The following is a 22,536-nucleotide window of genomic DNA, read 5'->3' as shown; positions in this document are numbered from 1 at the left end:
TGGGGCCCCCGGATGCCCCCGAACCGAACGCCATGAAGAAGTTGTTCCTGCTGCTGGCCACCCTGCTCTGCCTGGGCCTGGTCGGCTGCGACAAGGATTACCGCGATCACCGCGCCGAGCGCGGCAAGCCCAAGATTTCCGTCAGCGAAGGCATGGTGACCGTGCGCCGCCCGCCGGCACCGAACATCATCATCCTCGGCGACGGCACGATGAAAGTGGACGAGATCCAGATTCCACTGGACAACGGGCAGAAGCAGATGCTGCAGACGATGTTCGGCAAGCTGCAGGTACTGCGCCAGAACACGCTGGTGGCCGCGCCCGCCGATCCGAACATGCAGCCGGTGAAGATCCAGCCGCCGGAGGGCATGGAGGTGATCCCGGCCGACCTGATCCAGCGCATCCCCGAGTTCAAGGATTACACCGACACCTTCGGCAACATCGTCGCCGACCGTCGCTGAAGAAGAACGCCGCCCGAGGGCGGCGTTCTTCGTTTCCGTAGAGTCGAGCCATGCCCGACTCCGGAACAACCGTCGAGCGTGGCTCGACTCTGCAACCGGCAGATCACCCCCCGGCGCCACCACCGCCAGCCTGGATGCCACCAGCAGTCAGCGCAGTCGGGTCCAGCAGGCGACGCAGCTCGGCCTCGTCAAGCCCGCTGTCTTCCAGCGCCACGTCCAGCACCGGGCGCTGTTCCTTGTAGGCACGCTTGGCAATCGCCGCTGCCTTCTCGTAGCCGATGATCGGGTTCAGCGCGGTGACCAGGATCGGGTTGCGCGCCAGCGCCTCGGCCACGCGGTCCTCGCGCACCTTCAGCCCTGCGATCGCGCTGTCGGCCAGCAGCCTGGACACATTGGCCAGCAGGCCGATGCCATCGAGCAGGTTCACCGCGATCAACGGCAGGGTGACGTTGAGCTGGAAGTTGCCGGTCTGCCCGGCCACGGTGATCGCGGTGTGGTGGCCGATCACCTGCGCGCAGGCCATCACCGTGGCTTCCGGAATGACCGGGTTGACCTTGCCCGGCATGATCGAGCTGCCCGGCTGCAGTGCCGGCAGTTCGATCTCGCCCAGCCCGGCCAGCGGACCGGCGTTCATCCAGCGCAGGTCATTGGCGATCTTGATCAGTGCCACGGCCAGCGCATTGAGCTGGCCGGACAGTTCCACCGCATCGTCGTGAGCGGCCAGGCCTTCGAACTTGTTCTCGGCGCTGTCGAACTTGAAACCGGTCTGCTGCTTCAGCGCCTTGGCCACCTGCGCGCCGAAGCGCGGGTCGGCGTTGATGCCGGTACCGATGGCGGTGCCGCCCAGCGGCAACCGGCGCACGCGCTTGAGGCTGTCTTCGATACGCTCCTGCGCCGAGGCCAGCTGCGCCGACCACGCACCGAATTCCTGCTCGAAGGTGAGCGGCATCGCGTCCATCAGGTGGGTACGGCCGGTCTTGACCACCTTGCGCAGGCTGCGGCCCTTCTTGTCCAGGGTCCTGCGCAGGTGCACCAGCGCCGGCAGCAGCTGCTCATGCGTCGCCAGCACCGCCGACACGCGCAACGCGGTTGGAATCACGTCGTTGGAACTCTGCCCCTGGTTGACGTGGTCGTTGGGGTGCACCGCCGTCTTGCCCGCCTTGCCGGCACAGTTGGCCAGGGTGGCGATGACCTCATTGGCATTCATGTTCGACGACGTGCCCGAACCCGTCTGGTAGACATCGATCGGGAACTGCGCGTCCCAGTTGCCGGCGGCCACTTCGGCGGCAGCGGTCTGGATGGCCTTGGCCACGTTCTTCGGCAGGTGGCCCAGCTCCGCGTTGACGCCCGCGGCGGCGCCCTTGACCAGGCCCAGGGCACGGATGAAACCGCGCGGCATGCGCTGGCCCGAGACCGGGAAATTCTGCACGGCGCGCTGGGTCTGGGCGCCCCACAGGGCATCCGCAGGCACCTGCAGCTCGCCCATGCTGTCGTGTTCGATTCTGAAACCCTTGCTTGCAGCTTTGCTCATTGCATCAACTCCGCACTACTTCAGTTGGGGAAAGGGAAGCGGCGGCTGGCAGGGTGTCGCTTCCCGGGCTGGCGGCTGCGGCCACAATACTCCCTTGCCCGCAGCATGGGATGACGAGGGCGGGCCAGATCGTTCCACCTGCACGGCCGTTCTGCGCGCGCAAGGGTAGTGCCGGCCGCTGGCCGGCAACCACGCCCGGCCTACGCCGCCATGGCTTGCCGGCCAGCGGCCGGCACTACCTGACCGGCACGTCGTAGAATATGGCCCCCGCCGCTCGCCCCAGCCCTGCCGACATGTCCGATTCCGCCCTGCTCGCCCTGTCCCCGCTCGATGGCCGCTATGCCAGCAAGGTCGACGCCCTGCGCCCGATCTTCTCCGAGTACGGCCTGATCAAGGCCCGCATCACGGTCGAAGTGGAATGGCTGCTGGCGCTGGCCGCCGAGCCGGGCATCGTCGAGCTGGCGCCGTTCTCCGACGCCGCCGTCGCCCGCCTGCGCGCCCTGGCCGCCCGCTTCAGCCCGGCCCAGGCCGCGCGCGTGAAGGAGATCGAGCGCACCACCAACCATGACGTCAAGGCGGTGGAGTACTTCATCAAGGAACAGCTGAAGGACGACGCCGAGCTGGCCCCGGCGCTGGAATTCGTGCATTTCGCCTGCACCAGCGAAGACATCAACAACCTCAGCTATGGCCTGATGCTGGAACAGGCCCGCCGCGAGGTGCTGCTGCCGACCCTGGACGGCATCGCCACCGCACTGCGCACCCTGGCCCATGCCCAGGCCGGCCAGCCGATGCTGTCGCGCACCCATGGCCAGACCGCCTCGCCGACCACCCTGGGCAAGGAACTGGCCAACGTGGTCGCCCGCCTGGAGCGCCAGCGCAAGCAGATCGCCGCCGTCGAACTGACCGGCAAGATCAACGGCGCGGTGGGCAACTACAACGCCCACATCGCCAGCTACCCGGACGTGGACTGGCCGGCCTTCGCCGAGCGCTTCGTGACCGGCCTGGGCCTGGTGTTCAACCCGTACACCACGCAGATCGAGCCGCACGACAACATCGCCGAGATCGGCGATGCCGCGCGTCGCGCCAACATCATCCTGATCGACCTGGCCCGTGACATCTGGGGCTACGTTTCGCTGGGCTACTTCAAGCAGCGCCTGAAGGAAGGCGAAGTCGGCTCGTCGACGATGCCGCACAAGGTCAACCCGATCGACTTCGAGAATGCGGAAGGCAATTTCGGCATCGCCAACGCGCTGTTCGAGCACTTCAGCGCGAAGCTGCCGATCAGCCGCTGGCAGCGTGACCTGACCGACTCCACCGTGCTGCGTGCGCTGGGCACCGCGTTCGGCCACAGCCAGGTGGCGCTGGATTCGCTGGCCAAGGGCCTGGGCAAGCTGGAAGTGAACCCGCAGCGCCTGGATGCCGATCTGGACGCGGCCTGGGAAGTGCTGGCCGAAGCCGTGCAGACGGTAATGCGCCGCCATGGCCTGCCGAATCCGTACGAGCAGCTGAAGGCGCTGACCCGCGGCCAGGGCATCACCGCCGAGTCGATGCGTGCGTTCGTGCAGGGGCTGGAGCTGCCGGCGGATGCGAAGCAGCGCCTGCTGGAGATGACCCCGGGCAGCTACACCGGCCTGGCCGAGTCGCTGGCGAAGAAGATCTAAGGGTTTTCCTTTGCGGCGGCGGCCGCGGGCGCTGCCTGCGGCAGGCAACGGCAACATCAACGTCAAGAGCGGCTCTGGGTTATTGCCTCGCTTGGCGGGGCGGGTTGGGTTCGCGGGGGACGCCGTGAACCCGTCCCTGGGGGCTTGGCCGCGGCATCCATGCCGCGGACACCCCCGCGAACCCAACCCGCCCCACCTCTGACAGATTCCCGGTGACGGATCGAAGAGAATTGGGTTGTCGGGACGGAATTTGAAAGAGGGACGCGGCTTCGCCGCGTCCCTCTTTTGTTTTGGCACGAGCAAGCGCAGCGCGCGACCCGCTGTTGCTTTTGCTTTTCTTCTTCCATTCCGTGGCGGGCCGCGCAGGAAACTGCCAGGGGCCGGGCGGGGTGGGTTCGCGGGACCGTTGGCGCCATGGATGGCGCCATCGAGCCCCCATGGACGGGTTCACGGCGTGTCCCGCGAACCCACCCCGCCCGGCCAAACCCATGAAGCCGGTCGACTAACTGTGATCTCTCGGTAGGTTGTTCATCCGGGGCATCTTTGGAAAATGGTGGTTACCACACCTATCCAGTCCCCAAAGAGCCCGGATGAACCACCATAAAAATGCCCGTTTGACCGTCCATAGTCGAGCACTTCTTATTCGCCGCATCCTCCACGAGGGCCTGCGCCCAGAGGAAGCAGCCCAAGCATGCGGCGTAAGTGTGCGTACGGCCTACAAATGGCTGGCCCGATTCCGCCAGTTCGGGGCACCGGGGCTGGAAAACCGCAGCTCACGGCCTCACCAGACGCCGCATGCCACACCTGCTCCGGTAATCGAGCAAATCAAGGAGCACCGCCGTAAACGGCAGACCTACCTGACCATCTCCAAGGCGCTGGGGGTCGGCCACAGTACGATTTCAAGGCTGATGCGTGCCCACGGCCTCAATCGGCTGTGTCGGCTTGAACCGCCCAAGGAGGTCATCCGATACGAATACGATCAGCCCGGAGGCTGCTGCACCTGGACATCAAGAAGCTGGGCAACTTCCAGCGGCCAGGGCACAGAACCGATGCCAAACGTCGGGGAAACGCCGCTGGCGGTGGCTGGGGCTACGTCCACGTGGCCATCGACGATCACTCCCGGGTCGCCTTCAGCAGCGTCCACCCCAACGAACAGGCCGAAACCGCCTGCCATGCGCTGCTGGGCGCTCTGCAGTACTACGCCAGCCTGGGAATCACCTTCAAGCGGATCCTGACCGACAACGGTGCCTGCTATCGCTCCACCGCCTTTGCCAAGCTGCTCAAATCCCTTGGGATCAAGCACATCAGAACCAAGCCCTACACGCCGCGGACCAATGGCAAAGCCGAGCGCTTCATCCAAACCAGCCTGCGCGAATGGGCCTACGCCCGCGAATACGCCTCCTCGGACCAGCGCAATTCCGTGCTGACCCAATGGCTGCACCACTACAACTGGCACCGCCCTCACATGGGGATCGGTGGCCAGCCACCTATTTCCAGAGTCTTGCTGAACAACGTGGTGGGTTTACACAACTAACAGTCGACCCTACCCAGATGTCGCCACGAGGGGCTCCGCCGTTGGCCGGACACCCCGCGACAAACCCGCGCACGTGCGCAATCCCCACGAACGGCGGACAATGGAGATCTCAGGCGGCCCGCTGCGCCGCCCCTCCCGCTTTCCGCTGCAAGGATTCCCCCATGGCCGCCCGCAAGTCCTCCGCCCCCCTCATCGAAGTCACCGCCCGCCCCGGCCAGCCGCTGGGCATGGCGCCGGCCACCTTCCTGCGCGACTTCTGGCAAAAGCGCCCGCTGCTGATCCGCAACGCCTTCCCCGACTTCCAGACCCCGGTGCAGCCGGAAGACCTGGCCGGGCTGGCCTGCGAGGAAGGCGTGCTGGCGCGCCTGATCGAGCACGACAAGACCCAGGACGGCTGGCGCGTGCGCACCGGCCCGTTCCAGGAAGACGTGTTCCCCGCCCTGCCCGACCATGACTGGACACTGCTGGTACAGGACGTGGACAAGTGGGACCCGGACGTGCGCGCCCTGATCGAGCACTTCAGCTTCCTGCCGCGCTGGCGCATGGATGACGTGATGATCAGCTTCGCCGCCACCGGCGGCTCGGTCGGCGCCCACGTCGACCAGTACGACGTATTCCTGCTGCAGGCCCACGGCCACCGCCGCTGGCAGATCGATGCCAGCGAATCGATCAAGGGCAGGCAGCCGCCGCTGGGCTTCCGCCCCGACGTGGAGCTGAAGCTGCTGAAGGTGTTCAAGCCCACCCACGACTGGGTGCTGGCGCCGGGCGACATGCTCTACCTGCCGCCGAACGTGCCGCACCACGGCGTCGCCGAAGACCCCTGCCTGACCTTCTCCTTCGGCATGCGCGCGCCATCGTCGGCCGAACTGATCAGCGACTACCTGGACACCCTGATCGCCGATGCCGACGAGAACATCCGCTACCAGGATGCCGACCTGAAGGTGCCGGCCGACCCGAACGAGATCGACACGGTGGCGATGGCGCGGGTGATCACCGCGCTCAATGCCATCCGCATGAACGATCCGGACAAGCTGGGTGACTGGTTCGGCCGTTTCATCACCACCTACCGCGCGGCCGGCGAAGTGATGGCTCACCAGGCCGCACCGGCACTGGAGGAAGTGGCCCAGGCCCTGGCCTCGGGCCTGCTGCTGCAGCGTCATCCGTGGGCACGCCTGGCCTGGCGCCGGGCCAAGCGCGGCGCCAGCCTGTACGTCAGTGGCCAGGACTTCGCGCTGCCGGTGAAGGACGCGCAGCGCCTGGCCGGCGCCGAGCAGCTCGATGCCGCCGCCTATCGCGGCCTGTCCGACAAGGGCCGCGCGGTGGTCCAGCAGCTGTTGGTCGGTGGCGTGTTCCAGCTGATCGATCCGAACGAGGTGTATGACGCTGAAGATGAGGATGACGGCGAAGACGCCGTGGTGCTCGGCGAAGTGGTCGAAGGGCGTGACCGTGTCGACGCGATCGACGCCGACGCGGTGTCCGACGATGTCCACACCGTGACCGTGCACGACGACGGCATCGAGGTCATCGTCAACTTCGAGGATCACGACGAAGACGACAGCGACGACGGTCGCGCCTGAGCCCTGCCATGGTCCGGGTCCAGCAGGTCAGCCACGCCGACGCCCACGTTGCCATCCACGACGTGCGCCAACGCGTGTTCGTGCAGGAACAGGGCATCGCCGCCGAACTGGAACGCGATGCGCTGGACCCGTTCAGCGCCCATGTGTTGGCGCTGGACAGTGACAACCAGCCGGTCGGCACCGGTCGGCTGGCCCCGGACGGCCGCATCGGCCGCATGGCGGTGTTGGCCAGCCATCGCAGCCACGGGGTCGGTGAGGCCCTGCTGGAGGCACTGGTCGAGGCCGGGCGCAGGCTCGGCCTGGCCGAGCTGCACCTGCACGCCCAGCTGCCCGCCCGCGATTTCTATGCCCGCCAGGGCTTCCTGCCGGAAGGCGAGGTATTCGAGGAGGCCGGCATCGGCCACCAGCAGATGCGCCGCCGGTTGGGCGCGGCCAGTGCCATCGACAGTCGCGAGCAGGCGGTGGCCATCACCACGGCCATCGTCCACCGCGCCCGCCGCCAAGTGTGGCTGCACAGCCGTCAGCTGGACCCGGGACTGCTCGACGCGCCGCCGGTACAGGCCGCCCTGCGCCGCTTCGTCACCGCCCGCCACGACAAGCAGCTGCGGGTGATCGTGCACGACGCCGCCGCCATCGCGTCTGCCGGGGCGCCGCTGCTGGCCTTGGCCCAGCGCCTGCCCAGTGTGATCCAGTTCCGCGAGGCCGCCGATCCGGTCGACCGTGCGCTGGCCTCGGCCTGCCTGCTCAACGACGCCGGCGACTTCTACTTTCGTCTGATCGGTCATCGCCTCGACGGCGAGGCAGGCGTCGCACTGCCTGCACGTTCGCAGCCGTTCGAGCAGCAATTGCAGCGGGTCTGGGACCGTTCGCGCGATTGCAGCGAACTGCGTGCGCTCGGCATCTGAGCGGGTACCGCCTACTCAACCTGTCTGGAAGCGGCACCGGGGGACCCGGGATGCCCGTTTTGGTGCCCCTTCCTGTCCGGATGGGGGTACAATTTGGCTGTTTGAACGCGCCCGCGCAGGGCTATTCATCTTCCTGCCGGGTCCTTCTGAAGCCATACCCCACAAAGCGAATCAACACCCTCCATCGTGGACAATCAACTGAAGCAGTTTGCGCAATCTTCGCAGCTCGCCGGCGGCAACGCCTCCTATGTCGAGGACCTGTACGAGCAGTACCTGGTCTCCCCGGACAGTGTCGATCCCAAATGGAAGACCTACTTCGACGGCTTCAAGGGCCGCGAAGCAGGCGACATTCCGCACTCGGCCGTCATCTCCCACATTGCGGACGCGGCCAAGGAAGCGCTGAAGGCCGGCACCGCCAACGGTGCGGGCGACGAGCGTGAACGCAATGTCGGTCGTCTGATCACCGCCTACCGCTCGCGTGGCCACCTGGACGCCTGCCTCGATCCGCTGGGCCTGGCCGCGCCGGTCAACACCCCGGACCTGGGCCTGCCGTTCCACAGCCTGTCCGATGCCGACCTCAACAGCGAGTTCAGCACCGGCGGCGTCGGTGGCCAGCCGCGCATGAAGCTGCGCGACCTGCTGGCACGCCTGAAGGCGACCTACACCGGCTCGATCGGTGCGGAGTTCATGCACATCTCCGAGGTCGAGCAGCGCCAGTGGATCTACAAGAAGCTGGAAGCAGCCGGCGGCAACTACCAACTGGACGCTGACACCCAGCGCCGCACCCTGGAGCGCCTGACCGCGGCCGAAGGCCTGGAGCGCTACCTGCACACCAAGTACGTCGGCCAGAAGCGCTTCTCGCTGGAAGGCGGCGACTCGCTGATCCCGATGATGGACACCATCATCCGCAGCGCCGGCAAGGATAGCGTCAAGGACGTGGTGATCGGCATGGCCCACCGCGGCCGCCTGAACGTGCTGGTCAACACCCTCGGCAAGAACCCGCGCAAGCTGTTCGACGAGTTCGAAGGCAAGTTCGAGCACGACGAGCACGCTTCTGCCGGCGACGTGAAGTACCACATGGGCTTCTCGGCCGACGTGGCTACCGACGGCGGCCCGGTGCACCTGGCGCTGGCGTTCAACCCGTCGCACCTGGAAATCGCCGACCCGGTCGTGGCCGGTTCCGTGCGTTCGCGCCAGGAGCGCCGCAAGGACACCGCACGCAAGCAGGTCATGCCGATCCTGATCCACGGCGATGCGGCCTTCTCGGGCCAGGGCGTGGTCATGGAGCTGTTCCAGATGTCGCAGGCCCGCGGCTTCGCCGTCGGCGGCACCGTGCACATCGTGGTCAACAACCAGGTCGGCTTCACCACCTCCAACCCGCTGGACACGCGCTCCACGCGCTACGCCACCGACGTGGCGAAGATGATCGCCGCCCCGGTGCTGCACGTGAACGGCGATGATCCGGAAGCGGTGGTGTTCGCCGCGCAGCTGGCCTTCGAGTTCCGCCAGAAGTTCGCCAAGGACGTGGTCATCGACCTGATGTGCTACCGCCGTTGGGGCCACAACGAGGCCGACGAGCCGGCGATCACCCAGCCGCTGATGTACCAGGTGATCCGCAAGCACCCGACCACCCGCGAGATGTACGCCGAGCAGCTGGAAAAGGCAGGCGTGATCGCTGCCGGTGCCGGCAAGGCGATGGTCGATGCCTACCGCGAGAAGCTCGATGCCGGTGAGGTGACCACCGAGCTGGCCAAGGTCGAGAAGACCCCGCCGACCAGCCCGCTGTTCGTCGATTGGCCGAAGCTGCTGGAAGGCAAGCTGTCCGACCCGGTCTCGACCAAGGTCGAGAAGAACAAGCTGGTCGAACTGGCCAAGCTGATCAACACCATTCCCGAAGACGTGCAGCTGCACTCGCGCGTGGCCAAGGTCTATGACGACCGCCGCAAGATGGCCGCCGGCGAGATCCCGGGCGACTGGGGCTTTGCCGAGAACCTGGCCTACGCCACCCTGCTCGACGAAGGCCACGCACTGCGCCTGGTCGGCCAGGACGTCGGTCGCGGTACGTTCACCCACCGCCACGCGATCCTGCACGACCAGAAGACCGACAACTACTACATGCCGCTGCGGCAGCTGGTGGATTCGCCGGAGAAGGCCACCGTCATCGATTCGCTGCTGAGCGAAGAAGCGGTGATGGCCTACGAGTACGGCTTCTCCACCACCGATCCGAACACGCTGTGCATCTGGGAAGGCCAGTTCGGCGACTTCGCCAACGGCGCCCAGGTGGTGATCGACCAGTTCATCGCCGCCGGTGAAGCCAAGTGGGGCCGCATTTCCGGCCTGACCCTGCTGCTGCCGCATGGCTATGAAGGGCAAGGCCCGGAGCACAGCTCGGCGCGCCTGGAGCGCTTCCTGCAGCTGTGTGCACTGGAGAACATGCTGGTGGTGGTTCCGTCCACCCCGGCACAGGCCTTCCACATGCTGCGCCGCCAGCTGCACCTGACCACCCGCAAGCCGCTGGTGGTGATGTCGCCGAAGTCGCTGCTGCGCCACAAGCTGGCCGTGTCGACCCTGGACGAACTGGCCAACGGCGAGTTCCAGCACCTGATCGGCGACGCCAGTGCGGACGCCAAGAAGGTCAAGCGCGTGGTGCTGTGCTCGGGCAAGGTCTACTACGACCTGCTGGAAGACCAGACCAAGCGTGGCCAGGACGACGTGGCGATCATCCGCGTGGAGCAGCTGTATCCGTTCCCGCGTGCGCTGCTGGCTGCCGAGCTGAAGAAGTACGGCAAGGCCACCGACGTGGTGTGGACGCAGGAAGAACCGCAGAACCAGGGTGCGTGGTACCAGATCCGCCACCACCTGCAGTTCTGCCTGGCCGATGGCCAGAACCTGCACTACGCCGGTCGCGCACGTTCGGCGTCGCCGGCTGCCGGTCACATGGCTGACCACGTCCGCGAACAGCAGCAGCTGATCGCCGACGCGCTGGTCAACCCGTTCAACGACACGTTCGCTGAATAATCCTCCCCTAGTTAGAAGACAAACCAGGAAGCTCCCGCAATGGCCACCGAAGTCAAAGCCCCGGTACTGCCCGAATCCGTCGCCGACGGCACCATCGCCACCTGGCACAAGAAGGTGGGCGACGCCGTCAAGCGCGACGAAAACCTGCTTGACCTGGAAACCGACAAGGTCGTCCTGGAAGTGCCGTCGCCGGTCGACGGCGTGCTGAAGGAAATCAAGTTCGCTGAAGGCTCGACCGTGACCTCCAGCCAGGTCGTGGCGATCATCGAAGAAGGCGCCGTGGCTGCTGCCCCGGCTCCGGCTGCTGAAGCCGCTCCGGCAGCAGCCACTGCCCCGGCCGCTGCTGCTCCGACCGCTGCCGCCGCTCCGGCCCCGGCCGCCAAGTCGGCCGCCGATTCGCTGCCGCCGGGCGCCCGCTTCACCGCCATCACCGAAGGCGTGAACCCGGCCGACGTCGACGGCACCGGCCGTCGCGGCGCGGTGACCAAGGAAGACATCGTCAACTTCGCCCGCAACGGCGGCGCCGGCAAGGCCGGTGGCGCACGTCCGGAAGAGCGCGTGCCGATGACCCGCATCCGCAAGCGCATTGCCGAGCGCCTGATGGAGTCGAAGAACTCCACCGCCATGCTGACCACCTTCAACGAAGTCGACCTGTCCAAGGTGTCGGCGGCGCGCAAGGAACTGCAGGACGAGTTCGTCAAGGCCCACGGCATCAAGCTGGGCTTCATGAGCTTCTTCGTGAAGGCCGCCGCCAACGCGCTGCAGCGCTTCCCGCTGGTCAACGCCTCGATCGACGGCGACGACATCATCTACCACGGCTACTCGGACATCTCGATCGCCGTCTCGACCGAAAAGGGCCTGGTCACCCCGGTCCTGCGCAATGTCGAGCGCATGTCGTTCGCCGACATCGAGAAGACCATCGCCGACTACGCCAAGAAGGCGCGTGACGGCAAGCTGGGCCTGGATGAACTGCAGGGCGGCACCTTCACCGTGACCAACGGCGGCACCTTCGGTTCGCTGCTGTCGACCCCGATCATCAACCCGCCGCAGAGCGCCATCCTGGGCATGCACGCCATCAAGGAGCGTCCGATCGCCCAGAACGGCCAGGTCGTGATCGCGCCGATGATGTACCTGGCGCTGTCGTACGACCACCGCATCATCGACGGCAAGGATTCGGTGCAGTTCCTGGTGGACATCAAGAACCAGCTGGAAAACCCGGGCCGCATGCTGTTCGGCCTGTAAGACACCTCCCGCCCCTCCGCGCCTGCGCGGAGGGGTTCTGGTAATGCATCAAGGAATAATTCAATGGCTGAACAATTCGACGTCGTCGTCATCGGTGCCGGCCCGGCCGGTTACCACGCTGCCATCCGCGCGGCCCAGCTGGGCCTGAAGACCGCCTGCATCGACGCGGCGCTGGGCAAGGACGGCAAGCCGGCCCTCGGCGGCACCTGCCTGCGCGTGGGCTGCATCCCGTCCAAGGCGCTGCTGGATTCCTCGCGCCAGTTCTGGAACATGGGCCACATCTTTGGCGACCACGGCATCAGCTTCAAGGATGCCAAGATCGACGTCGAGGCGATGGTTGGCCGCAAGGACAAGATCGTCAAGCAGTTCACCGGCGGCATCGGCATGCTGTTCAAGGCCAACAAGGTCGCTGCCTATTATGGTTTTGGCGAACTGCAGCCGGGCAACGTGGTCAAGGTCACCCAGCATGACGGTTCCATCGTCGAGCTGAAGGGCACCAACGTCATCATCGCGGCCGGTTCGGATTCGATCGAACTGCCGTTCGCCAAGTTCGACGGCGAGACCATCGTCGACAACGTCGGCGGCCTGGACTTCACCGAAGTGCCAAACCGCCTGGCGGTGATCGGCGCCGGCGTCATCGGCCTGGAACTGGGCAGCGTGTGGAAGCGCCTGGGCGCGGAAGTCACCATCCTCGAAGCCATGCCGGAGTTCCTGGCGGCTGCCGACGCCGAAGTGGCCAAGACCGCTGCCAAGGAATTCAAGAAGCAGGGCCTGGACATCAAGCTCAATGCCAAGGTTTCCAAGACCGAGATCACCGGCAAGGGCAAGAAGAAGGAAGTCATCGTCACCTACACCGACGCTGAAGGCGAAAAGACCCTGACCGTGGACAAGCTGCTGGTGGCCGTTGGCCGTCGCGCCGCCACCAAGGGCCTGCTGGCCGAAGGCACCGGCGTCAAGATCAACGAGCGCGGCCAGATCGAAGTCGACGCGCACTGCCACACCGGCGTCAACGGCGTGTGGGCGGTCGGCGACTGCGTGCGCGGCCCGATGCTGGCGCACAAGGGCTTCGAGGAAGGCATCGCGGTGGCTGAGCTGATCGCCGGCCTGCCGGGCCACGTCAACTTCGACACCATTCCGTGGGTCATCTACACCGAGCCGGAACTGGCCTGGGTCGGCAAGACCGAAGCCCAGCTGAAGGCCGAAGGCATTCCGTACAAGGCCGGCAGCTTCCCGTTCGCCGCCAACGGCCGTGCCGTGGCGATGATCGAGCCGGCTGGCTTCGTGAAGATCCTGGCCCATGCCGAAACCGATCGCATCCTCGGCATGCACCTGGTCGGCGCCAACGTCTCCGAGCTGGTGCACGAAGGCGTGCTGACCATGGAGTTCAGTGGCTCGGCCGATGACCTGGCCCGCATCTGCCACGCCCACCCGTCGCTGTCGGAAGTGATCCACGACGCGGCGATGGCGGTCAGCAAGCGCGCCATCCACAAGGCGAACTGATCGGCATCATGGCAGGTGCCGACCGTTGGTCGGCACTCACCTGCAGACGAAAAACCCCGCCTTGGCGGGGTTTTTTGTTGCCCGTTTTCCTGCAGAGCCAAGCCCATGCTCGGCTCTCCGGTCGGCAGCCGCGGAGCGTGAAGCCGAGCGTGGGCTCGGTTCTACACCTTTCCAGCCGGCTTCTTCGGCGGATCGTCACAGATGCGGTGCTGGGCCACGGTTTCACCGGCCTTCCACTCCTTCACCACCCGGCAGCGCTCCTTGGGTTTGACCGCCTTGGCCGCTGCAGCATCCGCCTCATCGGCAGCGGCGGTCTGCTGGCGTTCCAGCCATGCGGACGGCGGCACCGGTGTGGCCAGTGCCGGCCCCGCGAGCAATGCCAGCGCGACCAGCAACACAGCCCTCATGCCGCCACCGGGCCGCCGCCGAGCAGGCGCGCGGGCAGCATGAACAGCGCGCGCAGGAACGCAAACAGCGCCGAGAAGGTGATGCCGACCAGGCGGAACGGCAGGCTCAGCAGCCACACGAACGGCCAGGCGATCAGGGCGAGGATCGCCAGCGGCCAGCACAGCACGAACAGCAGGCACCACACGCCGAGCGCGAACAGGGTCTTCATCACGGTCTCCTTGTGGCGGCACCTTGCCGCCTGCGGACACCTTGGCGCCCCGCTCTGGCCGCCCGCAAACGGTTTGCGACGAAACCCGGCTCGGGGCGATGAATCCGGTGGTGGGGAAACCGAAGATTGATCAGGTTGCCGGCCAGCGGCCGGCACGACCGAACGGATTCACAGCGGCACTGCGCCCGGGCGGCCGTGGATGACCTGGAAGCGCGCCGCAGTCCGCACCGACGCATCGGCGCGCAGCACGCTGTCGGCGAAGCGCAGCTCCGCATCCACGCTCTGCCGGTTCAGCTGCAGCTTCCACCAGCCGCGGCGGTCACCGTCGAAATAGCGGATGTGCGGGTTCTGCGCTATCGACGGCCCATAGTACGGCCCGTACGGTGTGTCGTCGCCGCCGCTGCTGATCGCCGGAGCGATGAATTCGGTGGCGACGACCGGCACGCTGGCCGCGTCGAAATCCAGCTTCAGGTCGTTGACGAAAGTGGAATGCCAGTCACCACCGAGCACGATGGCATTGCCCTGCCCGCCTGCCTGCATCGCCTGCAGCAATCGCTTGCGTGCGGCGGGATAGCCGTCCCAGGCATCGTTCCAGAAGCGCTCGCGCGGCGTGCCACCGTCCAGCCGCAGCTGCGCCATCAGCAACTGTTGCACCACCACGTTCCAGCGCGTGCCGCGTGCGGCCGCCATCGACTGCGCGAACCAGGCTTCCTGGCCCACGCCCAGCATGCTCATGCGTGGATCCAGCGCAGCGTCGCAGCGCAGCGACTCGCCCACCCCGCAGGGATTGGCCGGACGGAACTGGCGGCAGTCGAGCAGCGCAAGCTGTGCCAGATCGCCGTAACGCAGGCGCCGATGCACGCGCAGGCCACCGTTGCCCGCAGGCGTACTACGCATCGGCAGGTGTTCGTAGAACGCGCGGTAGGCCGCCGCGCGGCGAACGATAAAGTCCTCCGTCGAGACGCCGGGCTTCTCCGGATGGATGCCGGAGTAATCGTTCTGCACTTCGTGGTCGTCCCAGATCACCGCGAACGCGTGGGCGGCGTGCGCGGCCTGCAGATCCGGATCGAGCTTGTACAGCGCGTACTGGTCACGGTAGCGCTCCAGGCCGACGGTCTCGCCACTGAAGCGTTCCGCATCCAGCGTGCGTCCGCGCGCGTTCTGCAGTGGGCTGTACTCGTACAGGTAGTCACCGGCATGCAGCACCAGGTCGACATCACTCTTTGCGATATCGCGCAGCACCGGGTAGTAGCCACTGTTCCAGGCCTGGCAGGTGCACAGGGCCAGCCGCAGCTGCTGCAGCTGCGTGTCGGGCAGCGGCGCGGTGCGGAAGTGGCCGACCGCGCTTTCTTCGTCACCGTCGCAGGCAAAACGGTAGTAGTAGTCGCGGCCTGGGCGCAGGCCATTGACCTCCACGTGCACCGAATGGGCCAGCTCGGGCACTGCCGCGGCGACGCCACGCTGCACCAGCCGGCGCATGCCCGGGTCTTCGGCCACGAACCAGCGCACCGGCACCGCCCGCGATGGCATGCCGCCGCCGTTGAGCGGGTCCGGCGCCAGACGCGTCCACAGTACGGCTCCCTGCGGATCCGGATCGCCGGCGGCGACGCCCAGGGTGAACGGATCACGCCCCAACCGCGGGCGTGGGCCGGCCGTGACCAGCCCCGGCATCGCCGCCAGTGCGATCGCCGCCCCCGTGCCCTGCCACGCCATGCGCAACAGGCGACGACGGCTTTCCGGATCGACGGGGCCGCGCATCAGAAGTGCACGGTGGCGGTGGCCATCACCTGCCGCGGCGCGCCAACCTGCATGGTCGCCAGGCTGCGGGTCGGGTCGGCGGCGTAGGTGCCGTTGGTGTTGATCGAGGACAGGTAGCGCTTGTCGGTCAGGTTGGTCAGGTTCAGCGCCACGGTCAGGTTCTGCGCCGGGCCGAGCTTGCCGAAGTCATAGGCCACCGAAGCGTTGACCAGCCAGTAGCTGGGCACCGACACGTCGTTGGTATAGGTCACGTAACGCTTGCCGACATGGTTGGCGGCCAGGCGCAGGTCCCACGGGCCCGGGGTCCAGGCCAGGGTGCTGGCGAACATCCATTCCGGGGTGTCGACGGTCTTCTTGCCGCGGGTCGGCACCACGCCGTTGTTGACGTAGTCGTTGTCGTAGGTGCTGTTATTCCACGACAGCGCGTTGGACCAGGTCAGGTCCTGCATCGGCTTCAGCTGCAGGGTCGCCTCGGCGCCGCGGCTGGTTACCGAACCGACGTTGGAGAACAGCGCCGGGCAACCGAGGATGCCCACGCACTGCGCGATGGCCAGCAGACGGTTGTCGAACTTGACGTCGTACACCGCTACCGAGGCTTCATAGCCCTGGCCGTAGCCGCGCCAGCCCAGCTCGATGGTGCGCGACTGTTCCGGCTTCAGGTTCTTCGCGCTGGCATCGAAGGCGGCCTGCGGCACGTTGAACGGGCTGCCCACGCCCAGCGCGTAGGCGGCCACGTTCTTGGCGAACGAGCCGAAGATCTCGTTGCCCTCGTTGAGCTTGAAGTTGAAGCCCGCCTGCGGGAGCAGGCCCTTCTTCGAGGTCAGGCTGCTGTTGTTGGCATAGCTGCCCAGCGGCGTGCGCACGCGGGTGCGGGTGTGCGGCGACTTCGCGCCGATGTCGATGGTCAGGCGGTCATCGAACAGGCGGAAGCGGTCCTGCACGTAGAACTGGCGGGTGATGGTGGTGTAGCGCTGGTGCCACACGCGCTGGTCCGGATTGCGCAGGAAGAAGTCGTCAGTGATCGGGCCGTCGATGTAGTAGAAGTTGCGCTGCACGCTGTGGCCGTTGTCTTCGTACCACAGGCCCGCCTCCAGTTCGTGGCCCGCCACGTTCCAGGTGAACGCCGAGGTCACGCCGGTGCGGTCGATCGCATACTCGGTGGTGCGGATCGAGATCGGGATCTCGCGGCTGGTGCCCGGGTTGGACGGATTGGACGGGCTGAACCAGTGGCCCTGGCCACGGTTGCTGTGGTTGTAGACGTTGACCTTCAGGCGCATCGACTCGTTCAGGCCGAAATCACCGGCAATGCTGGACACATCGTCATTGCGCAGGCCGTGACCGGAGTAATAGGCGTCCCACGGGCTGTTGACGCCACCACTGTACTTTCCGCGTGCAGCAGCCACCGCGCGATCCCAGTCCGGCGCGTAGTTGTCCCAGTCCCAGCCGAGGCGATCGATCATCTCCAGCGACAGGTCCTGGTAGTCGGCCTCGACACGGCGCGAAGCGTTGAACAGCGCGGTGATCCTGCTGTCCGTGCCGAAGTTGTAGGTGGCCTTGCCGTTGAACTGCTTCAGTTCCTGCGAGCCCTTGCCCTTCCACTTGTCGCCTTCGGAATACACGCCGGACAGGTAAGCGGCAAAGCCCTGGTGGTCGCCGGTATCGAGGCGCGCATAGCTGCGGCGCGTATTGTCGCTGCCGAAGCTCTGTGCCAGCACGACCCCATATTCGGTGGACGGATCGATCGAGTAGAACTGGAACACGCCGCCGAGGTTGCTGGTGGACGGCGTACCCAGCGCACCAATGCCGGTGGAGACCTCCGCACCGCCCAGGTTCTCGCTGATCACCGCGCGGCTGATGTGCAGGCCGTTGCTGTTGCCGTAGGCCATGTTGCCCAGCGGGATGCCATCGAGGGTGTAGCCCAGGCGATTCTGGTTGAAGCCACGCAGGCTGATGCTGGTGGACCATTCGTAGGCGCCGGTGGCATCGGCCGATTCGAAATGCACGCCCGGCTTGGCCGCCAGCAGCTTCAGCGGGTTGGCACCGGGCGGCAGGACCTTCATGTCCTCGGCGGTCACGCGCTGCACCTGGCGGGCTTCGCCGCGGCCGATCACCGAGATCGAATCAAGGGTCGTGGCCGACTGCGCGTCGGTCGCGGGGGCGGTTTCAGCGACAGCCAGCGACGGCAGCGAAGCACAGACCAGCAGGGCCAGCAGATTGCGGCGAAGCGGAGCGTGGGACGGCATGGAGGCGGATTCCTTGGGCACGCTGGACGCCGAAGGGCGGCGTCGAAGAGCAGCAGCGGCGGAATCGTAGAAGCCTCGCGTTACATGTCATTTACACGCCACGTACGGAAGATTGGCGTTCTGAATGGTTTGCAAGCCGTGGGGTGGTTGCCGGCCAGCGGCCGGCACTACGGTTATTCGAATGAGCCGACCGAGTCGTGGGCCAGGTTGTCGAAGCGGGTGTACTCACCGAAGAACTTCAGCTTGCACGATCCGGTCGGGCCACCACGGTGCTTGCCGATGATGATCTCGGCCAGGCCCTTGTCCGGCGAATTTTCCTTGTTGTAGTAATCGTCGCGGTAGATGAACACGATCATGTCCGCGTCCTGCTCGATTGCACCCGATTCGCGAAGGTCGGCCATCACCGGGCGCTTGTCGGTACGTGTTTCCAGCGATCGGTTGAGCTGCGACAGCGCGATCACCGGCACGTGCAGTTCCTTGGCCAGGCCCTTCAGCGAACGCGAGATCTCCGAGATTTCGGTGGCGCGGTTTTCACTGTTGCCCGGCACGCTCATCAGCTGCAGGTAGTCGATCACCACCAGGCCCAGGTCGTGCTCGCGCTTGAGGCGGCGGCACTTGGAACGCAGCACTTCCGGCGACACGCCCGGCGTATCGTCGATGAAGATCTTGGTTTCCTTCAGCATCTTGATCGCGCTGGTGACGCGGCTCCAGTCTTCATCTTCCAGCTGGCCGGTACGCAGGCGCTGCGCGTTGATGCGGCCGTTGGAGGAGATCAGGCGCATCGCCAGCTGCGAGGCCGACATTTCCATCGAGAACACCGCCACGCCCTTCTTCGACTTGATCGCCGCGTACTCGGCAATGTTCAGTGCAAAAGTCGTCTTGCCCATGGCCGGGCGCGCGGCGAGGATGATCAGGTCGGTCGGCTGCAGGCCGGCAGTCATCGCATCGAAGTCGTTGTAGCCGGTCGGCAGGCCGGTGATGTTGCCGCCGTTCTCGAAGCGGTTGCGCAGTTCCTCGAAGGCATCCTTCAGCGCGCCAGGCATCGCCACGAAGTCGGTACGGCCGCGTGCACCCTGTTCAGCGATGGCGAACACGCTCTTCTCCGCAGAGGCCAGCAGCTCACTGCTGTCACGGCCCTCAGGCTGGAAGCCATCGTTGACGATGTCGGTGCCGACCTGGATCAGCTGCCGCAGCACGGCCTTGTCACGCACGATCTCGGCATAGGCCACGATGTTGGCCGCCGATGGCGTGGTGCTCGCCAGCTCGATCAGGTAGGCACCATCGCCCACCAGTTCCAGCTTGCCCTGTGATTCGAACCACTCGCCCAGGGTCACCGCGTCGAACGGCCGCTCGCGCTCGGACAGCTCACGGATCGCGCGGTAGATCATCTGGTGATCGCGGCGGTAGAAATCGCCCTCGGTCAGCTGGTCGTTGACCCGGTCGTAGGCCTCCGGCGCCAGCATCAGACCACCCAGCACCGCCTGCTCGGCTTCCACCGAATGCGGCGGAACGCGCAACTGGTCGATACGCGATTCGTCGCGATCACGATCAAAGCCATCACCGCGCTCTCTGCGGTTGGAACGGAAGCCGGAACGAGCGGACATGCTGCGGTGTTTCCTGCAAAAGTGGGCCGGACGAGTGTAGGCATGCGCCGACCCCGGCAGCCATGGACAAGCCTGTGGATAAGCCGTGGAGAAACGGGGGATATCCGCCAGTGCCTGGCCACTCTGGCGCGGGGGCGTCGCAGTGCCTGCGACGGGCGCCGTTGCGGCGCCCGGGTGGGTCATTATCGCAGATCAGGCGGCCAGGGTCGGATTCCGTGCAGCGCACGGGCTCCGGTGCTCAGCGGAACGTGGGGCCAGGGCCCGCCGCTGCGCGCCGGGATCCCGACCCGCGGCCTGGCTGCTGCTACCCCATCGGTCTCAGTCGCCCTTCACATGCACCGCGATCAGTGCCAGGAACCGGTCCACGTAGCCCTGCAGGAATTTCTGCGTGCCCTCGTTGTGGATCGTGCCGTCGGCGTCGATCAGGCCGTCCTTGAAATGGATGAACGCCTCGGGCTGGCCGAGCACGTGCATGTCCAGGAAGGCCAGGCTGTTGCGCAGGTGCTGCTGGGCCACGGCGGTGCCGATCTGGCCGATGGAGGCGCCGATCACCGCCGCCGGCTTGCCGGCAAACGCACTGTCACCGTAGGGGCGCGAGCCGATGTCGATGGCGTTCTTCAGCACGCCTGGCACCGACCGGTTGTATTCGGGGGTCACGAACAGCACCGCGTCGGCGGCGCGCACCTGATCCTTCAGCCGGGTGCCCTGAGGCGGGTACTGGCCATCGAAATCCTGGTCGTACAGCGGTAGATCACCAATCTGCACGTACTGAAAGCGCGCGCGGTCGCCAGCGATCTTCTCCAGCGCATGGGCCAGCTTGCGGTTGCAGGAATCCTTGCGCAGGCTGCCGACGAACACGGCGATGGTGGGGACGGACATAGGGACATACTCCTCACGGTGCGGGAGGCCCAGCCTAGACGCCGGGCCCGTGCCGTCCGGTGAAGATCAGCCCCCGGTCACGCGGGTCCGCACCTGCCGCCAATGCGCCTGCCAGGCCTGGAACATCAGCACGTTCCACAGGTGGGTATGCCACTTGCGCTGGCCGCCCAGGAACTGCTGCCACAGCGGCTGCACCGCCGCCGCCGACAGCACGCCTTCGCGCTCCAGGCGCGCCGGCTGCAACAGATCTTCGGCCCACGGCCGCAGGTCGCCCTTCAGCCAGTCGCTGACCGGCGCGCCGAACCCGCGCTTGGGCCGGTGCACCATCGACTGCGGCACGTAGCGGCCAAGCACGCGCTTGAGCAGCACCTTGCTGGTGGTTTCGCTGCGCTTGAAGCCCAGCGGCAGCGACCAGGCGAACTCGGCCACGCGCCAGTCCAGCAGCGGCGCGCGTGCCTCCAGGCTGACCGCCATCGAGGTGCGGTCGACCTTGCAGAGCAGGTCATCCGGCAGGTAGGTCACGTAATCGGCCAGCATCATCGCGTCGGCCGGCGTGCCGGCACCGTGCAGCGGATCGGCCAGGTCGTAGAAGCTGCCGGCGGCCTGTGCGCCGGGCACTGCCGCGGCGGGGTCGCGCCAGCGCGAGATGCGGTTGCGGTACACGTCGCCAATGCCACGCGCGCCGGACTCGGCCAACAGCGCGGCCAGTCCGCCGGTCCGCGAGGCCTCGCCCTGGTGCTGCGCGCGCGCGCCCATCCAGCGTCGCAGCGGGCCCGGCACGCGGCCCAGCATCTGCCAGTTGCGCAGCGCGCGCACGTAGCGGGTATAGCCGAAGAACAGCTCATCACCGCCGTCGCCAGACAACGCCACGGTCACGCCCTGCCGCGCCAGCCGGGCGACCAGCGCGGTCGGCACCTGCGAGGCATCGGCAAAGGGTTCGTCGAACATTGCAGGCAGCTGCGGCACGACTGCCAGTGCATCCGCGCCGCTGACGTAGAGCTCGGTATGGTCGCAGCCCAGATGCGTGGCCAGTTCCCTGGCCAGCGGTGCCTCGTCGTGGCCCGAATCGGTGAAGCCGATGCTGAAGCTGTGCACCGGCTGCCCGCTCTGCGCCTGCATCAGCGCCGCCACCAGCGACGAATCGGTACCGCCGGACAGGAACACGCCCACCGGCACGTCGGCCACCATGCGCAGCGCCACCGCGTCGCGCAGCAGCCCGTCCAGCTGCTCCTCTGCCTCCTCGATGCGGCCCTGGAACGGCGCAGCCAGTGCCGCCTGCATGCGTGCACGCGCATCCCAGTACGGGCGCTGCGCCTGCTCCGGGCGATGCGCCGATGCACCCGCCGCTACGGCTTCGGCGTCCAGGCGCAGCACGCGGCCGGGCATCAGCTTGTAGCAGCGCTGGTGGATGCTGTGCGGGGCCGGAATGTAATCCAACCGCAGCAACAGGGTCAGCGCGTCGCGGTCGATGTCGTTGTCGAACGCCGGGTGCTGCCACAGCGCTTTCAGTTCGGAACCGAACACCAGAGTGTCACCGGCCCAGCCGTAGTACAGCGGCTTCTTGCCAACGCGGTCGCGTGCCAGCCACAGGCACTGCGCCTGGCGATCCCACAGCGCGATGGCGAACATGCCGTTGCAACGCTGCAGGGTTTCTTCCATGCCCCACTGCAGGATCGCCGCGAGCAGCACTTCGGTGTCGGAATGGCCACGGAAAGCATGCCCCAGCGGCTCCAGTTCGGCACGCAGGGCGGCGAAGTTGTAGACCTCGCCGTTGTAGGCCATCACGTAGCGGCCATCGGACGAGGCCATCGGCTGGTGGCCCAGCGGCGACAGATCGAGAATGCTCAGCCGACGGTGCGCCAGCGCGATGCCTGCCGCGGCATCGACCCAGCTGCCGCCATCATCCGGCCCGCGGTGGTGCAGCGCCTCGCCCATGGCCAGGACCTGCGCCTGCAGCACCTCGGCCGACGCCACCGGCGCCGGCAACAACATTCCCGCCAATCCACACAT

The 22,536-nt window shown here is 66.6% G+C and carries 15 protein-coding genes and 1 pseudogene; 8 read left to right on the top strand and 8 right to left on the bottom strand.

The features are described 5' to 3' along the window. Nucleotides 1-32 precede the first annotated feature (32 nt). Nucleotides 33-458, top strand: coding sequence for a hypothetical protein (locus AC5P6X_RS09835; RefSeq protein WP_049448975.1), 426 nt, complete (start codon nt 33-35; stop codon nt 456-458). A 103-nt stretch (nt 459-561) separates the two neighbouring features. Here AC5P6X_RS09835 and AC5P6X_RS09830 read toward each other — a convergent pair whose 3' ends face one another. Beyond that, nucleotides 562-1,989, bottom strand: a complete 1,428-nt coding sequence (locus AC5P6X_RS09830; protein ID WP_108270229.1) for a class II fumarate hydratase — start codon at nt 1,987-1,989, stop codon at nt 562-564. Between the two features lie 293 nt (nt 1,990-2,282). Between AC5P6X_RS09830 and purB the strand changes: the two genes are divergently transcribed. The 7 genes and pseudogenes from purB (at nt 2,283) to lpdA (ending at nt 13,426) form a co-directional block, all read left to right on the top strand. Further along, entirely contained in the window at nt 2,283-3,650 is a 1,368-nt protein-coding gene (purB, locus tag AC5P6X_RS09825) for an adenylosuccinate lyase (protein WP_108270230.1), read from the top strand. 590 nt (nt 3,651-4,240) lie between these two features. Next, nucleotides 4,241-5,184: pseudogene (locus AC5P6X_RS09820) on the top strand (IS481-like element ISStma1 family transposase). Between the two features lie 161 nt (nt 5,185-5,345). After that, nucleotides 5,346-6,761, top strand: a complete 1,416-nt coding sequence (locus AC5P6X_RS09815) for a ribosomal protein uL16 3-hydroxylase (RefSeq protein WP_049451501.1) — start codon at nt 5,346-5,348, stop codon at nt 6,759-6,761. An 8-nt stretch (nt 6,762-6,769) separates the two neighbouring features. Continuing rightward, entirely contained in the window at nt 6,770-7,666 is an 897-nt protein-coding gene (locus tag AC5P6X_RS09810) for a GNAT family N-acetyltransferase (RefSeq protein ID WP_108270371.1), read from the top strand. 186 nt (nt 7,667-7,852) lie between these two features. Further along, the gene (locus tag AC5P6X_RS09805) at nt 7,853-10,684 is read left to right on the top strand and encodes a 2-oxoglutarate dehydrogenase E1 component (protein ID WP_329756998.1); all 2,832 of its coding nucleotides are present in this window, start codon (nt 7,853-7,855) and stop codon (nt 10,682-10,684) included. Between the two features lie 39 nt (nt 10,685-10,723). Beyond that, the gene (gene sucB / locus AC5P6X_RS09800) at nt 10,724-11,926 is read left to right on the top strand and encodes a dihydrolipoyllysine-residue succinyltransferase (RefSeq protein ID WP_043034713.1); all 1,203 of its coding nucleotides are present in this window, start codon (nt 10,724-10,726) and stop codon (nt 11,924-11,926) included. 63 nt (nt 11,927-11,989) lie between these two features. Continuing rightward, nucleotides 11,990-13,426 carry a dihydrolipoyl dehydrogenase gene (gene lpdA / locus AC5P6X_RS09795; protein ID WP_005410273.1) on the top strand — a complete coding sequence of 479 codons (1,437 nt, stop codon included), beginning with the start codon at nt 11,990-11,992 and terminating at the stop codon, nt 13,424-13,426. Between the two features lie 161 nt (nt 13,427-13,587). Here lpdA and AC5P6X_RS09790 read toward each other — a convergent pair whose 3' ends face one another. From AC5P6X_RS09790 to asnB, 7 genes are all read right to left on the bottom strand, one after another. After that, the gene (locus tag AC5P6X_RS09790) at nt 13,588-13,833 is read right to left on the bottom strand and encodes a hypothetical protein (RefSeq protein ID WP_049402259.1); all 246 of its coding nucleotides are present in this window, start codon (nt 13,831-13,833) and stop codon (nt 13,588-13,590) included. Next, the gene (locus AC5P6X_RS09785; RefSeq protein WP_005410275.1) at nt 13,830-14,042 is read right to left on the bottom strand and encodes a hypothetical protein; all 213 of its coding nucleotides are present in this window, start codon (nt 14,040-14,042) and stop codon (nt 13,830-13,832) included. The genes AC5P6X_RS09790 and AC5P6X_RS09785 overlap by 4 nt, the downstream gene beginning before the upstream one ends. A gap of 168 nt (nt 14,043-14,210) precedes the next feature. Next, entirely contained in the window at nt 14,211-15,800 is a 1,590-nt protein-coding gene (locus AC5P6X_RS09780; RefSeq protein WP_108270373.1) for an alkaline phosphatase D family protein, read from the bottom strand. Further along, nucleotides 15,800-18,043 (bottom strand): TonB-dependent receptor family protein, encoded by a 2,244-nt coding sequence (locus AC5P6X_RS09775; protein ID WP_108270374.1) that lies wholly within the window; start codon nt 18,041-18,043, stop codon nt 15,800-15,802. The genes AC5P6X_RS09780 and AC5P6X_RS09775 overlap by 1 nt, the downstream gene beginning before the upstream one ends. Nucleotides 18,044-18,216: 173 nt before the next feature. Further along, nucleotides 18,217-19,647, bottom strand: a complete 1,431-nt coding sequence (locus AC5P6X_RS09770) for a replicative DNA helicase (RefSeq protein ID WP_005410278.1) — start codon at nt 19,645-19,647, stop codon at nt 18,217-18,219. 318 nt (nt 19,648-19,965) lie between these two features. Then, nucleotides 19,966-20,526 (bottom strand): NADPH-dependent FMN reductase, encoded by a 561-nt coding sequence (locus AC5P6X_RS09765; RefSeq protein ID WP_005410279.1) that lies wholly within the window; start codon nt 20,524-20,526, stop codon nt 19,966-19,968. A 66-nt stretch (nt 20,527-20,592) separates the two neighbouring features. Next, a complete protein-coding gene (gene asnB / locus AC5P6X_RS09760; RefSeq protein ID WP_049451492.1) occupies nt 20,593-22,536 on the bottom strand; it encodes an asparagine synthase (glutamine-hydrolyzing) in 1,944 nt (647 codons plus the stop codon).

Source organism: Stenotrophomonas sp. YJH_SMC_40 (assembly GCF_059368615.1).
This window is presented reverse-complemented; position numbering and strand designations above follow the sequence as displayed.

Coding starts and splice junctions, on each gene's coding strand:
- AC5P6X_RS09835 (WP_049448975.1), top strand. CDS start 33: ATGAAGAAGTTGTTCCTGCTGCTGGCCACCCTGCTCTGCCTGGGCCTG.
- AC5P6X_RS09830 (WP_108270229.1), bottom strand. CDS start 1,989: ATGAGCAAAGCTGCAAGCAAGGGTTTCAGAATCGAACACGACAGCATG.
- purB (WP_108270230.1), top strand. CDS start 2,283: ATGTCCGATTCCGCCCTGCTCGCCCTGTCCCCGCTCGATGGCCGCTAT.
- AC5P6X_RS09815 (WP_049451501.1), top strand. CDS start 5,346: ATGGCCGCCCGCAAGTCCTCCGCCCCCCTCATCGAAGTCACCGCCCGC.
- AC5P6X_RS09810 (WP_108270371.1), top strand. CDS start 6,770: ATGGTCCGGGTCCAGCAGGTCAGCCACGCCGACGCCCACGTTGCCATC.
- sucB (WP_043034713.1), top strand. CDS start 10,724: ATGGCCACCGAAGTCAAAGCCCCGGTACTGCCCGAATCCGTCGCCGAC.
- lpdA (WP_005410273.1), top strand. CDS start 11,990: ATGGCTGAACAATTCGACGTCGTCGTCATCGGTGCCGGCCCGGCCGGT.
- AC5P6X_RS09790 (WP_049402259.1), bottom strand. CDS start 13,833: ATGAGGGCTGTGTTGCTGGTCGCGCTGGCATTGCTCGCGGGGCCGGCA.
- AC5P6X_RS09785 (WP_005410275.1), bottom strand. CDS start 14,042: ATGAAGACCCTGTTCGCGCTCGGCGTGTGGTGCCTGCTGTTCGTGCTG.
- AC5P6X_RS09780 (WP_108270373.1), bottom strand. CDS start 15,800: ATGCGCGGCCCCGTCGATCCGGAAAGCCGTCGTCGCCTGTTGCGCATG.
- AC5P6X_RS09775 (WP_108270374.1), bottom strand. CDS start 18,043: ATGCCGTCCCACGCTCCGCTTCGCCGCAATCTGCTGGCCCTGCTGGTC.
- AC5P6X_RS09770 (WP_005410278.1), bottom strand. CDS start 19,647: ATGTCCGCTCGTTCCGGCTTCCGTTCCAACCGCAGAGAGCGCGGTGAT.
- AC5P6X_RS09765 (WP_005410279.1), bottom strand. CDS start 20,526: ATGTCCGTCCCCACCATCGCCGTGTTCGTCGGCAGCCTGCGCAAGGAT.
- asnB (WP_049451492.1), bottom strand. CDS start 22,536: ATGTGTGGATTGGCGGGAATGTTGTTGCCGGCGCCGGTGGCGTCGGCC.